The organism is Kitasatospora sp. NPDC015121 (assembly GCF_055562955.1).
This window is the reverse complement of sequence record NZ_JBVHEH010000010.1, coordinates 146,941-161,065: the sequence shown is the minus strand read 5'-3', so window position 1 is coordinate 161,065 and position 14,125 is coordinate 146,941. Positions and strand designations below refer to the sequence as shown.

10 protein-coding genes are annotated in these 14,125 nt (G+C 72.9%); 7 read left to right on the top strand and 3 right to left on the bottom strand.

The window, feature by feature from the left end; translation table 11 throughout:
* The first annotated feature begins 2 nt into the window (after positions 1-2).
* Positions 3-890: a carbohydrate ABC transporter permease gene (locus tag ACZ3J7_RS16910; protein ID WP_465621413.1), complete on the top strand. Its 888-nt coding sequence runs from the start codon at positions 3-5 to the stop codon at positions 888-890.
* Positions 891-925: 35 nt separating this feature from the next.
* Positions 926-2,500: a glycoside hydrolase family 13 protein gene (locus tag ACZ3J7_RS16905; protein ID WP_465621411.1), complete on the top strand. Its 1,575-nt coding sequence runs from the start codon at positions 926-928 to the stop codon at positions 2,498-2,500.
* Positions 2,501-2,555: 55 nt separating this feature from the next.
* On the opposite strand, the gene ACZ3J7_RS16900 is transcribed toward ACZ3J7_RS16905, so the two are convergent.
* Complete coding sequence (locus ACZ3J7_RS16900) at positions 2,556-3,668, bottom strand: glycoside hydrolase family 18 protein (protein ID WP_465621408.1); 1,113 nt, start codon at positions 3,666-3,668, stop codon at positions 2,556-2,558.
* 148 nt (positions 3,669-3,816) lie between these two features.
* On the opposite strand from ACZ3J7_RS16900, the gene metH reads away from it, so the two are divergent.
* The 3 genes from metH to ACZ3J7_RS16885 all read left to right on the top strand — a co-directional run bounded on the left by metH (position 3,817) and on the right by ACZ3J7_RS16885 (position 10,134).
* Complete coding sequence (gene metH, locus ACZ3J7_RS16895) at positions 3,817-7,320, top strand: methionine synthase (RefSeq protein WP_465621406.1); 3,504 nt, start codon at positions 3,817-3,819, stop codon at positions 7,318-7,320.
* A gap of 171 nt (positions 7,321-7,491) precedes the next feature.
* A complete protein-coding gene (locus ACZ3J7_RS16890) occupies positions 7,492-8,196 on the top strand; it encodes an HAD family hydrolase (protein ID WP_465621404.1) in 705 nt (234 codons plus the stop codon).
* A 342-nt stretch (positions 8,197-8,538) separates the two neighbouring features.
* On the top strand, positions 8,539-10,134 hold the full coding sequence (locus ACZ3J7_RS16885) for an ABC transporter substrate-binding protein (RefSeq protein ID WP_465621400.1): 1,596 nt from the start codon (positions 8,539-8,541) through the stop codon (positions 10,132-10,134).
* Between the two features lie 75 nt (positions 10,135-10,209).
* Here ACZ3J7_RS16885 and ACZ3J7_RS16880 read toward each other — a convergent pair whose 3' ends face one another.
* A complete protein-coding gene (locus ACZ3J7_RS16880) occupies positions 10,210-10,881 on the bottom strand; it encodes a response regulator (protein WP_380331778.1) in 672 nt (223 codons plus the stop codon).
* Positions 10,882-11,748, bottom strand: a complete 867-nt coding sequence (locus ACZ3J7_RS16875) for a RecB family exonuclease (RefSeq protein ID WP_465621395.1) — start codon at positions 11,746-11,748, stop codon at positions 10,882-10,884.
* A gap of 158 nt (positions 11,749-11,906) precedes the next feature.
* Here ACZ3J7_RS16875 and ACZ3J7_RS16870 point away from each other — a divergent pair, with 158 nt between their 5' ends.
* Positions 11,907-13,103 (top strand): site-2 protease family protein, encoded by a 1,197-nt coding sequence (locus tag ACZ3J7_RS16870; RefSeq protein WP_465621393.1) that lies wholly within the window; start codon positions 11,907-11,909, stop codon positions 13,101-13,103.
* 45 nt (positions 13,104-13,148) lie between these two features.
* On the top strand, positions 13,149-14,117 hold the full coding sequence (locus tag ACZ3J7_RS16865; RefSeq protein WP_465621390.1) for a tRNA (adenine-N1)-methyltransferase: 969 nt from the start codon (positions 13,149-13,151) through the stop codon (positions 14,115-14,117).
* Positions 14,118-14,125: the final 8 nt, after the last annotated feature.

The window sequence follows — 14,125 nt, the reverse complement described above, 5'->3', positions numbered from 1 at the left end:
CGATGAGCAAGCCCGTCCACAGCGGAACCCGCACCCTGATCTCCCCGGTCCGGCTGAACCAGCCCGCCGGCCGGCGGACCTACCGGGCCGTCCTGGCCCTCACCCTGGTCACCGCGACCGTCGTCTTCATCGGCCCGCTCTACTGGATGGCCACCGGCGGCTTCAAGTCCTCCCAGGAACTGATCCGGACCCCGCCCACCCTCGTCCCCGAACACCCCAGCACGCATGCCTTCACCGAGGCCTGGGACCGGCTCGGCATGGGGCAGCTGCTGCTCAACACCGTCGTCTACGCCGGTGGAGCGCTGCTGCTCCAGCTGATCTTCTGCGTCGCCGCCGCGTACTCGCTCTCCAAGCTGCGCCCGGTCCTCGGCAACGTCATCCTCGGCATGATGCTGGCCTCGATGATGATCCCGGCCGCCGCCCTGGTCATCCCGCAGTACCTGACGGTGCTCGACCTGCCGCTGATCCACGTCAACCTGATGAACACCCCCTGGGTGATCTGGCTGCCCACCGTCGCCAACGCCTTCAACGTCTTCCTGCTCAAGCGGTTCTTCGACTCGATCCCCGACGAGCTGCTCGACGCCGCCGCCATCGACGGCGCCGGCCCGCTGCGCACCCTGTGGTCGGTGATCCTGCCGCTGTCCCGGCCGATCCTCGGCGTGGTCTCGATCTTCGGCCTGGTCGCGGTCTGGAAGGACTTCCTCTGGCCGCTGATCACCGTCCCCGAGCACGAGACGCTCAACGTCGGCGTCAACACCGCGGCCACCTCGATGCCGCAGAACACCCTGATCGCCGGCCTCTTCCTGGCCTCGATCCCGACCATCGCCCTGTTCCTGGTCTTCCAGCGCAACATCATGGCCGGCCTCACCGCGGGCAGCCTCAAGGGCTGAGCCCGCCCTCCCCCTTCTGAAAGGAAACCCGGACCGTGTCAGAGCAGTGGTGGCGGAACGCGGCGATCTACCAGGTGTACCCGCGCAGTTTCGCCGACGCCGACGGCGACGGCATCGGGGACCTCGCCGGAGTGCGCGCAAGACTCCCGTACCTCGCCGAACTCGGCGTGGACGCCGTCTGGTTCAACCCCTGGTACCCCTCCCCGATGGCCGACGGCGGCTACGACGTCGCCGACTACCGGGACGTCGACCCGCTCTTCGGCACCCTCCAGGACGCCGAGAAGCTGATCGCCGAGGCCGCCGAACACGGCATCCGCACCATCGTCGACGTCGTGCCCAACCACGTCTCCGACCGGCACCCCTGGTTCCGGGCCGCCCTCGCCGCCGCCCCCGGCAGCCCCGAGCGCGAACTGTTCCACTTCCGCGAGGGCCGCGGCGAGAACGGCGAACTGCCGCCCAACAACTGGAGGTCCGAGTTCGGCGGCTGCCCCTGGACCAGGGTCGAGGACGGCCAGTGGTACCTCCACCTGTTCGCCGCCGCCCAGCCCGACCTCAACTGGGACCACCCGCTGGTCCGCCGCGAGCACGAGGAGATCCTCCGCTTCTGGTTCGACCGGGGCGCCGCCGGCGTCCGGATCGACTCGGCCGGCCTGCTCGCCAAGGACCCCGCCCTCCCCGACCTGGTCGACGGCGCCGACCCGCACCCCTACCTCGACCGCGACGACCTGCACGACATCTACCGCTCCTGGCGGGCCATCGCCGACTCCTACGAGCAGCCGCGCGTCCTGATCGGCGAGATCTGGGTCCCCGACACCGAACGCTTCGCCCGCTACCTGCGCCCGGACGAGATGCACACCGCGTTCAACTTCGACTTCCTGGCCCGCCCCTGGGACGCCGCCCAACTGCGCGCCTCGATCGACGCCACGCTCGCCGCGCACGCCCCCGTCGGCGCCCCCGCCACCTGGGTGCTCTGCAACCACGACGTCACCCGCACCGTCACCCGCTACGGCCGCGCCGACACCCGCTTCGACTTCTCCGCCAAGGCCTTCGGCACCCCCACCGACCTCGCCCTCGGCCTGCGCCGGGCCCGCGCCGCCGCCCTGCTCACCCTGGCCCTGCCCGGCTCGCTCTACCTCTACCAGGGCGAGGAACTCGGCCTCCCCGAGGTCGAGGACCTGCCGCTGGACCGCCTCCAGGACCCGATGCACTTCCGCTCCGGCGGCACCGACCCCGGCCGCGACGGCTGCCGCGTCCCGCTGCCCTGGTCCGGCCCGGAACAGCCCTACGGCTTCTCCCCGGACGGCGCCGAGGACCCCTGGCTCCCGCAGCCCGCCGACTGGGCGCACCTCACCGTCGCCGCCCAGTCCGCCGACCCGGACTCCCTCCTCGCCCTCTACCGCACCGGCATCCGCCTGCGCCGCGACCTGCCCGACGCGTTCGGCTGGCTCCCCGACGCCCCCGACGGCGTCCTCGCCTTCCACCGGGGCGACACCCGCTGCCTGGTCAACCTCACCGCCTCGCCGCTCCCGCTCGACGGCGAAGTCCTCCTCGCCTCCGGCCCCCTCCCCGGCGGCCACCTGCCCCCCGACACCGCCGTCTGGCTCCGGTAGGGCCCGCCGCGGGGGCGGGGACGCGCCTCCCGGCGGCCCCGCCCCCGCGCGGGCGTCAGGTGCACCAGCCGTCCCGGTACGCCGCCCAGTGGTCCGGGGTGGCCGCGAAGTCGACGTACAGCGCCAGCCCGAAGTTCCGCCGCCCGCCCGGGCCGAGGCCCAGCCGGGCGCCGCGGACGGCGGCCCGGACGGTCTCGGCGTCGCCCCGGTGGGAGGAGGTGTCGGCCCAGTAGGCGGGCAGGCCCATCAGCAGGTCGACGTCGGCGGGGGTGTTGGCCAGCGCGAGTTCGGTCTGCCGGGCGACGTAGCCGCCGTACAGCGCCTCCACCGGCATCCCGGTGTCGTACGACATCACCGCGACCTGGTCGACCCGGCGCGCGGCGGCCGCGAAGTACCCGGCGGACCAGTACTTGCCGTGGTCGCTGAGCGCGAAGGTGACCCGGCCGAGCCCGGGGACGGGGTCGATCTGCGGGGCGGCGACGGACAGCGGCACCGCGCGGGCGGCGGTCAGCGCGTGCACCTGGTCGAGCAGCGCGAGGAAGCCGGAGGAGCCGGAGTGCACCGGCTCCAGGTCGAGGTGGACGCCGTCGAAGCCCAGGTCGAGGACCTGCCGGGCGGAGGCGGTGAGCCGGTCGCGGACGTCGGCCCGGTCCAGGTGCAGGCCGTCCTTCTCGGGCGCGACCACGTCCCCCAGCCAGGACTGGATCCGCACCCCGGGCATCGCCGCGTGCGCCCGGGCCACGAAGTCCGCCGCGCCGGGCGCCAGCCCCGGGTCGAGCGAGCCGTCGTGCTCCAGCGGCCCGGTGTGCACGTACAGGTCGTGGATGCCGGTGCCGCGCACCCGCTGCGCCAGGGCGGTCAGCTCGGCGGGGCTGCGCCGCCCGTCCACCCAGGCGTGGCCGAGCCAGAGCGCGTCCCTGCCGCGGGTGCGGGCGTCGACGGCCGGGTCGCCCGCGTACTCCCAGCGCAGCGCGGCGGCCGCGCCGAGCACCGGCAGGACGAGCAGGGCCGCGACGGCCGCCAGCGCGGTCAGGACGCGGCGGCGCCGGCTCCACCGCGACCGCTCGCGCCAGCGGCGCCGCGCCCGGCCCGCCAGTGTCCGCCATTCGGACGCGCGCGGCGTGCGCGCGGCCCTCCGCCAACGGTGCCGTTCCCCCGAAGTGGGCATGATCGTGCTCCCTTCCGGTGGACAAGGACGCCCACGATGCGGAACGGGTTCCGTCCGACCCCCGGCGGACCGATACCCTGGCGGGGTGCGCCCCCGGTACCGGGTGGGGCCGCATAGCCGACAGCCGTCGCATCCAGGGAGCAGCCACATGGCCACCGCCGTACCCACCTCCGCCCAGCAGGTCCGCGCCGACGCCCTGCGCGAGGCCCTCGCCACCCGAGTCGTGGTGGCCGACGGGGCGATGGGCACGATGCTCCAGGCGCAGGAGCCGACCATGGAGGACTTCCAGCAGCTGGAGGGCTGCAACGAGGTCCTGAACGTCACCCGCCCCGACATCGTCCGCTCGGTCCACGAGGCGTACTTCGAGGTCGGCGTGGACTGCGTGGAGACCAACACCTTCGGCGCCAACCACTGGGCGCTGGGCGAGTACGAGATCTCCGACCGGATCTTCGAGCTGTCCGAGGCCGGCGCCCGGATCGCCCGCGAGGTGGCCGACGGGTTCACCGCGAAGGACGGCCGCACCCGCTGGGTGCTGGGCTCGATGGGCCCCGGCACCAAGCTGCCGACGCTCGGCCACACCACCTTCGAGGTGGTCCGCGAGGGCTTCCGGCAGAACGCGGCGGGCCTGATCGCGGGCGGCGTCGACGCGCTGCTGATCGAGACCAGCCAGGACCTGCTGCAGACCAAGGCCTCGGTGCTGGGCTGCAAGGCGGCGCTGGCCGAGGCGGGCGTGGACCTGCCGGTCCTCGCGCAGATCACCGTCGAGACCACCGGCACCATGCTGCTGGGCTCCGAGACCGGCGCCGCGCTGACCGCCCTGGAGCCGCTCGGCATCGACTTCATCGGCCTGAACTGCGCCACCGGCCCCGAGCAGTACAGCGAGCACCTGCGCTACCTGGCGAAGAACGCCAAGGTCGGCCTGTCCGCGATGCCGAACGCCGGCCTGCCGGTGCTCACCAAGGACGGCTCGCACTACCCGCTCAGCCCGGTCGAACTCGCCGACGCCCAGGAGTCCTTCGTCCGCGACTACGGCCTGGCCCTGGTCGGCGGCTGCTGCGGCACCACCCCCGAGCACCTGCGCCACCTGGTCGAGCGGGTCCAGGGCCGCCCGCTCACCCCGCGCGACCCGAAGCCGGAGGCCTCCGCCGCCTCGCTCTACCAGTCGGTGCCGTTCCGGCAGGACACCTCCTACCTGGCCATCGGCGAGCGCACCAACGCCAACGGCTCGAAGAAGTTCCGCGAGGCGATGCTCGCCGCCGACTGGCAGACCTGCGTGGAGATCGCCCGCGAGCAGATCCGCGAGGGCGCCCACCTGCTCGACCTGTGCGTCGACTACGTGGGCCGCGACGGCGTCGCCGACATGCGGGAGATCGCCGGCCGCCTGGCCACCGCCTCCACGCTGCCGATCGTGCTGGACTCCACCGAGCCGCCGGTGCTCCGGGCCGGCCTGGAGATGCTCGGCGGCCGGGCCGTCCTGAACTCCGTCAACTACGAGGACGGCGACGGCCCCGACACCCGGTTCGGGAAGATCGCCGCGCTGGCCCGCGAGCACGGCGCCGGCCTGATCGCGCTGACCATCGACGAGGAGGGCCAGGCCCGCACCGCCGAGACCAAGGTCGCCATCGCCGAGCGCCTGATCGACCAGCTCACCACCGAGTACGGCATCGACGAGGGCTCGATCCTGGTCGACTGCCTGACCTTCACCCTGGCCACCGGCCAGGAGGAGTCCCGCCGCGACGGCATCGAGACCATCGAGGCGATCCGCGAGCTCAAGCGCCGCCGCCCGAACGTGCAGACCACCCTCGGCCTGTCGAACATCTCCTTCGGCCTCAACCCGGCCGCCCGCCAGGTCGTCAACTCGGTGTTCCTGCACGAGTGCGTCGAGGCAGGCCTGGACTCGGCGATCGTGCACGCCGCCAAGATCCTCCCGATGAACCGGATCCCGGAGGAGCGCCGGCGGACCGCCCTCGACCTGGTCTACGACCGCCGCGCCGAGGGCTACGACCCGCTGCAGAAGCTGCTCCAGCTGTTCGAGGGCGTCTCCGCCGCCTCCAGCGCCGCGTCCAAGGCCGAGGAGCTGGCCGCCCTCCCGCTGGAGGAGCGCCTGCAGCGCCGGATCATCGACGGCGAGCGCAACGGCCTGGAGGCCGACCTGGACGCCGCGCTGGCCGACCGCCCGGCGCTGGAGATCATCAACGGCACGCTGCTGTCCGGCATGAAGGTGGTCGGCGAGCTGTTCGGCTCCGGCGAGATGCAGCTGCCGTTCGTGCTGCAGTCCGCCGAGGTGATGAAGGCCGCCGTCGCGTACCTCGAACCGCACATGGAGAAGTCCGACAGCGCGGGCAAGGGCACCATCGTGCTCGCCACCGTCAAGGGCGACGTGCACGACATCGGCAAGAACCTGGTCGACATCATCCTGTCGAACAACGGCTACAACGTCGTCAACATCGGCATCAAGCAGCCGGTCTCGGCGATCCTGGAGGCCGCCCAGGAGCACAAGGCCGACGTGATCGGCATGTCCGGCCTGCTGGTCAAGTCCACCGTGGTCATGAAAGAGAACCTGGAGGAGCTCAACCAGCGCGGCCTGGCCGCCGACTTCCCGGTGATCCTCGGCGGCGCCGCCCTCACCCGCGCCTACGTCGAGCAGGACCTGCACGAGATCTACCAGGGCGAGGTCCGCTACGCCCGGGACGCCTTCGAGGGCCTGCGCCTGATGGACGCCCTGATCGGCGTCAAGCGCGGCGTCCCCGGCGCCGCCCTGCCCGAGCTGCGCAAGCGCCGGCACGCCCGGGTCGAGGTCGAGGAGCCGGAGGAGGTCAACCTCGGCCAGATCCGCTCCGACGTGGCCGTCGACAACCCGGTCCCCGCCCCGCCGTTCTGGGGCGACCGGATCATCAAGGGCGTCCCGTTCCAGGACTACGCCTCCTGGCTGGACGAGGACGCCCTGTTCAAGGGCCAGTGGGGCCTCAAGGGCGGCCGCTCCGGCGGCCCCTCGTACGAGGAACTGGTGGAGACCGAGGGCCGGCCCCGGCTGCGCGGCTGGCTGGACCGCCTGCAGACCGAGGGCTGGCTGGAGCCCGCCGTGGTCTACGGCTACTACCCGGCCAACTCCAAGGGCGACGACCTGGTCCTCTACCGCGAGGACGGCTCCGAACTGACCAGGTTCACCTTCCCCCGCCAGCGCCGGGGCCGCCGCCTCTGCCTGGCCGACTTCTTCCGCCCGGAGGAGTCCGGCGAGCGCGACGTGGTCGGCCTCCAGGTGGTCACCATGGGCAACCGGATCTCCGAGGCCGCCAACGAGCTGTTCGCCGGCGACTCCTACCGCGACTACCTGGAGCTGCACGGCCTGTCCGTCCAGCTCGCCGAGGCGCTGGCCGAGTTCTGGCACGCCCGGGTCCGCTACGAGCTCGGCTTCGGCGACGAGGACCCGCAGGACGTGCGGGACATGTTCGCGCTCAAGTACCGCGGCGCCCGCTTCTCGCTCGGCTACGGCGCCTGCCCCAACCTGGAGGACCGGGCCAAGATCGCCGAGCTGCTCAGGCCCGAGCGGGTCGGCGTGGTCCTCTCCGAGGAGTACCAGCTGCACCCGGAGCAGTCGACCGACGCGATCGTGCTGCACCACCCCGAGGCCAAGTACTTCAACGCCCGGTAGGTCTTCAACCGGAGATCATCCGTTCGCCGCCCGCCCGTCCGGTGCAATCCAGCCGGGCGGGCGTATTCTTGATGATCCTGAAACGGGCCGGTCCGCAGACCAGCGGGCCGGCCCGTGCCATCCCCGGGCGCCCCCGCGCGCCCGCCCGCCCCACCCGGAAGGACGGCGCGCATGACGACGGTCTCGACCCCGGTCCGCATCGACGGCGACGGCGAGGGCAGCGGCCTGCACGCCGTCCTGCTCGACATGGACGGCACCCTGGTCGACACCGAGGACTTCTGGTGGCAGGCCGAGGTCGAGCTGTTCGCCGAACTCGGCCACCGGCTCACCGCCGAGGACCGCACCCACGTGGTCGGCGGCCCGATGACCCGGGTCATCGACTACCTGCTCGGCCGCACCGGCGCCGCCCTCACCCCCGCCGAGCTCACCGTGCTGATCAACCAGCGCTTCGTCGAACGGCTGGCCGGCGGCGTCCCGCTGATGCCCGGCGCCGAACGGCTGCTCAACACGCTGGCCGCGCACCGCGTCCCGGCCGCCCTGGTCTCCGCCTCGCACCGGCACATCATCGACATCGTGCTGCGCAGCCTGGGCCCCCAGCACTTCGCCTTCACCGTGGCCGGCGACGAGGTCGCCCGCACCAAGCCGCACCCCGACCCCTACCTGGTCGCCGCCGCCCGGCTCGGCGCCGACCCGGCCCGCTGCGTGGTCGTCGAGGACACCCCCACCGGCGTCGCCGCCGCCGAGGCGGCCGGCTGCCCGGTCATCGCCGTCCCCTCCATCGCCGCGATCGATCCCGCCCCCGGCCGCCTGGTGCTGCCCTCGCTCGAACACGTCGACCTCGCCCTGCTGCGCACCCTGGCCGGCACCCGGGTGTGATCTTGCTCTCTCCCGCCCGCTTTCCCGGTTCCGTTCCGCTTCCGGTGGTATGCGGAACGTGTCCGGCGGCGCGGGTGAAAACGGGCATTGGCTGACAACTCGTCGACTGCCGGGACAAGATCGTCCGAACCCCGTGCGACCACCCTCCGAACCCTCGGTGACCGCCCGGAGGCGATGTGGCACGCTAAGGCGCGTTCAGTCCCGTGCCGTGCCCGCCCCACCCCGGAAAGCCGGGGAACACGCGCACGGCCGCAGCAGACCCGCCCCCGCCGCCCCACCCCGGCGCCGGACGGCGGGCCACCGGCGACAGCCGGCCGCACGCAGTGAGGAAGACCACCCCGCATGACGACGCCCAACCGCCTGGCCGCCCTCAGCTGCGCCGCCCTGGTCGCCACCACGGTGGCCGGCTGCGCCTCCGTCGAGAAGGCCGCCGGTGGCGGCGGTGGCGACAGCACGATCACCATGGGCACCACCAACGTGACCAGCGTGCTGGACCCGGCCGGCGCCTACGACGCGGGCTCCTGGCTGGTCCTCAACAACGCCTTCCAGTCGCTGCTGAGCTTCCCCGCCGGCGCGACCGTGCCGCAGCCCGACGCCGCCGAGTCCTGCCAGTTCACCGGCAGCGACGCGCTCACCTACACGTGCACGCTCCGCGCCGGCCTGAAGTTCTCCAACGGCCACCCGCTGACCGCCCAGGACGTCAAGTTCTCCATCGACCGGGTCAAGAAGATCGCCGACCCGTCCGGCCCCGGCCCGCTGCTGGCCACCATCGCCTCGGTGGACGCCACCGGCGACCGGGACGTCACCTTCCACCTGGAGAGCCCCGACGCGGTGCTCCCCGCCAAGCTGGCCTCCGCGGCCGGCTCGATCGTCGACCGCCAGGTGTTCCCCGCCGACAAGCTGCTGGAGAACGGCAAGCTGGTCGGCTCCGGCCCCTACAAGATCGACTCGATCGAGGCCAAGGGCAAGGCCCCCAGCACCGTCCGGCTCAGCGCCAACCCGGGCTACCAGGGCATCGCGAAGCTGCAGAACAGCAAGTTCGCGGTCCGCTACTTCGACAAGCCCGAAGAGCTGAAGTCCGCCATCGAGTCCGGCGGCGTCGACGTCACCGACAGCAGCCTCGACCCCGCCACCTCGGCCCAGATCAAGGAAGCCGACCTGGCCGGCACCGGCAAGCTCCGGGTCGCCGAGGGCGCCTCCGGCGAGACCCGCTACCTGGTCTTCAACACCAAGGACGAGACCGGCGGCAACCAGGCCGTCCGGCAGGCCGCCGCCCAGCTGGTCGACCGCAAGGCGCTCTCCCACGACGTGTACGCGGGCACCGTGCAGCCGCTCTACTCCGTCGTCCCGGCGGGCCTGGCCGGCCACAACACCGCCTTCTTCGACAAGTACGGCGAGCCCGACCCGGCCAAGGCCAAGAGGATCCTGACCACCGCGCACGTCGCCACCCCGGTCAAGCTCACCCTGACCTGGTCCCGGGCCCGGGCCGGCGCCGGCGAGATGAACGCCGTCAAGCAGCAGCTGGAGAACGGCGGCCTGTTCCAGGTCACCGTCCAGGAGGAGCCCGACTGGACCGCCTACCAGGCCGGCTGGAAGAACGGCAGCTACCAGGCCTACCCCGTCGGCTGGGTCCCCGACTACGCCGACGCCGACGACTACATCAGCCCGCTGGTGGTCGACGGCGGCGCGTACCACAACGGCTGGAACAACACCCAGATCAGCGACAAGCTGGTGCCGGAGTCGATCAAGCTCACCGACCGCTCCGGCGGCGGCGCCTACGACCAGATCCAGAAGATCCTGGCCGACGCCGCCCCGATGATCCCGCTGTTCCAGAACAAGTCCTTCTACGTCTACCACCCCGGCATCACCGGCGTGGACTCGACCGTGGACAACACCGGCGTGTTCCGGTTCTGGGAGATCGGCCGCACCTCGAAGTGACGCCGCGGCGCCCCGCACGCCGAACGGCCCGCCACCCCCGAGGGGGTGGCGGGCCGTTCGGCGTGCGGGGCGCCGCTACAGCGAGCCCGGACGGACCAGGCCGCTCTCGTACGCGTACACCGCCGCCTGCACCCGGTCGCGCAGCTGCAGCTTGGTCAGCACGTGGCCGACGTGCGTCTTCACCGTGGTCTCCGAGACGAACAGCTCGGCGGCGATCTCCGCGTTCGACAGCCCGCGCGCCACCAGCCGCAGCACCTCCACCTCGCGCTCGGTCAGCACCGTCAGCGCCTGCGGCGGCGCCTCGTCGCCCGAGGGCAGCTTGGTGGCGTACATGTCCAGCAGCCGGCGGGTCACCGACGGGGCCAGCATCGCCGCGCCGTCCGCCACCACCCGGATCGCCTGCACCAGCTCCTCGGCCGGCACGTCCTTCAGCAGGAAGCCGCTGGCACCCGCGCGCAGCGCCTCCACCACGTACTCGTCCAGGTCGAAGGTGGTCAGCACCAGCACCTTGGCCGGCCCGTCCCGGTCCGGCCCGGCGATCCGCCGGGTCGCCTCCACGCCGTCCATCCGCGGCATCCGGATGTCCATCAGCACCACGTCCGGCTGCAGGGCGCGGACCTGGTCCAGCGCCTGCTGCCCGTCGCCCGCCTCGCCCACCACCGCGAGGTCGGGCTCCGCCTCCAGGATCATCCGGAAACCGGTACGCAGCAGCGGCTGGTCGTCCACCAGCAGCACACGGATCGTCACCTACGACTCCTTGCCAGGAATGGTCTCTGTAGCCAGCGGCAGCGGGTACGGCGGGGGAGTGCCGCCGAACTCCGGGCAGGACGCCCGGTGGTCGCACCAGTCGCACAGCCGGTTGCGGGTCGCCGGGAAGTCACCGGTGGCCACCGCCGCCGAGATCGCCTCCCACAGCGCCTCCAGCTTCCGCTCCACCGCGAGCAGGTCGGCCTCGTCCGGGTCGTACGTCACCACGTCCCCGCCGCCGCCCAGGTAGACCAGCTGCAGCCGCTTGGGGACCACGCCCCTCCACCGCCACACCACCAGCGCGTAGAACTTCATCTGGAACATCGCCTTGCCCTCGAAGTCCCGCGAGGGCGCCCGGCCGGTCTTGTAGTCCACCAGCCGCACCTCGCCGGACGGCGCGACGTCCACCCGGTCGATGTACCCGCGCAGCAGCAGCCCGGAGGCCAGCGCGGTCTCCACGTACAGCTCCCGCTCCACCGGGTGCAGCCGGGTCGGGTCCTCCAGCCGGAACCACTTCTCCACCAGCTTCTCGGCGTCCGCCAGCCAGCCGGCCAACTTCTCCGGCTCGTCCGGGAACAGTCCGGCCAGCTCCGGCCGTTCCCCCAGCAGCCGCTCCCACTGCGGCTCCAGCAGCCCGCGCGCCCGCTCCGGCGTGCGCTCGGCCGGCGGGTGGTCGAACAGCCGCTCCAACACCGCGTGCACCAGCGTGCCCCGGGTCGCGGCCGCCGACGGCGGCTCCGGCAGCCGGTCGATCACCCGCAGCCGGTACAGCAGCGGGCAGGTCATGAAGTCACCCGCCCGGGACGGCGACAGCCCGGTCGGCCGGGCGGCCGGACGGGGAACGGGCGGGGGGTCGGTCTGCTGCATGCCACGACCCTATTGCACCGGGCGGACACCGGGGGCGAACGGGTCGGAGAGCTGGGTATAGGAGAGGGGAGCGGGCGGGGTGCGCCGCCGTTCCCGGCGAGAGATCACGTAGCGTACGAGGCACCAGCAGCAGCGGACGGCGGGACGGAAGGAGCACGGTGGACGACACCGAGGGGCGGGCACCGGAGAAGCCGAAGCCCGACGACCAGCCGCGCGGCGGCATCCTGATGGGCCGTCCGTTCGGCGTGCCCGTCTACGTCACCCCGTCCTGGTTCCTGGTCGCCGCGCTGATCACCTGGATCTTCGGCAGCCGGCTCGCCGACGTCCTGCCCGACCTCGGCGCCGCCCGCTACCTGCTCGCCTTCTCCTTCGCCGTCGCCTTCTACGGCTCCGTCCTGGTCCACGAGCTCGCCCACACCGTGGTCGGCCTGCGCTACGAGCTCGGCGTCCGCCGGATCCAGCTCCAGTTCCTCGGCGGCGTCTCCGAGATCGAGAAGGAGGCCGACCGCCCCTGGCGCGAGTTCTGGCTCGCCCTCGTCGGCCCGCTGCTCTCGCTCGCCCTCGGCGGCGCCTTCTGGCTCGGCCTGCGCGCCGTCGAACCCGCCACCGTCCCCGGCGTGCTGCTGGCCGGCCTGATGGTCTCCAACCTGGTCGTCGCCGCCTTCAACCTGCTCCCCGGCCTCCCGCTGGACGGCGGCCGGATGCTGCGCGCCGTCGTCTGGGCGCTCACCGGCAACCCGATGAAGGGCACCCTGGCCGCCGTCTGGGCCGGCCGCGTCCTCGCCGTCTCCGTCGTCCTCGGCCTGCCGATGCTCAGCTCCGCCCAGGACGTCGAACGCTCCACCACCGAGGCCATGGTCGACGGCGTGCTCGCGGCCGTCCTCGGCTTCATCATCTGGCAGGGCGCCGGCAACGCGCTGCGCAACGCCCGCCTGAAGGCCGTCCTGCCCCGGCTCAAGGTCCGCGAACTCGCCCGCCGCACCGTCGACGTCCCCGCCGACACCCCCCTCGGCGAGGCCATGCGCCGCGCCCGCGAGGTGCACGCCGGCGCGATCGTGGTGGTCGACGGACGCGGCGAGCCCGTCGCCGTGGTCAAGGAGTCCGCGGTCAGCGCCGTCCCCGAGCACCGCCGCCCCTGGATCGCCGTCACCGCCGTCGCCCGCGACCTCGAACCCGGCCTCACCGTCCCGGTCGACCTGGCCGGCGAGCGGATCCTCGACGTGCTGCGCGCCGCCCCCGCCACCGAGTACCTGGTGGTCCGCCCCGACGGCTCGGTCTACGGCGTGCTCTCCCTCACCGACCTCGAACGCCGCCTCACCGCCGCCCTCCAGGGCCGGGCCGCCGATCCGAGCTGATCATGTGGTCGGGGGCAGCCCTCCGGCTCCCGTAGGATGGCCCCCATGTCCGAACCGACCGGTGCCACCCGCCGACGCGGGCCCTTCCAGGTCGGGGACCAGGTCCAGCTGACCGACCCCAAGGGCCGCCACTACACGTTCACGCTCCAGGCCGGGAACCAGTTCCACACCCACAAGGGTATGTTCCCGCACGACGAGCTGATCGGCGCTCCCGAGGGCACGGTCGTCCGCACGACGGGCAACGTCCCGTACCTCGCGCTGCGCCCCCTGCTCCCCGACTACGTCCTGTCCATGCCGCGCGGCGCGGCCGTGATCTACCCCAAGGACGCGGGGCAGATCCTGGCCATGGCCGACATCTTCGCCGGCGCGAAGGTGGTCGAGGCGGGCGTCGGCTCCGGCGCCCTCTCCACCTACCTGCTGCGCGCCGTCGGCGACACCGGCTCGCTCGCCTCCTACGAGCGCCGGCAGGACTTCGCGGACATCGCCAAGGGCAACGTCGAGCGCTACTTCGGCGGCCCGCACCCCGCCTGGAAGCTCACCGTCGGCGACCTCCAGGACAACCTGGTCGAGACCGACGTCGACCGGGTCATCCTCGACATGCTCGCCCCCTGGGAGTGCCTGGACGTCGCCTCCGAGGCGCTCGTCCCCGGCGGCCTGATCTGCTGCTACGTGGCCACCACCACCCAGATGTCGCGCACCGTCGAGGCGCTGCGCGAGCACGGCACCTTCACCGAGCCGCAGGCCTGGGAGACCATGGTCCGCACCTGGCACCTGGAGGGCCTCGCCGTCCGCCCGGACCACCGGATGATCGGCCACACCGGCTTCCTGCTCACCGCCCGCCGCCTCGCCGACGGCGTCGAGCCCCCGCTGCGCCGCCGCCGCCCGGCGAAGGGCTCCTACGGCGAGGACTACGAGACCGGCCCCGACACCGAGCTGACGCTCGCCGAGCGGGCCGCGATCCGCAAGGCGCAGCGCGAGGCGGCCTCGCACGACGCGCGCGACCTGCCGCAGTAGGTCCGTCC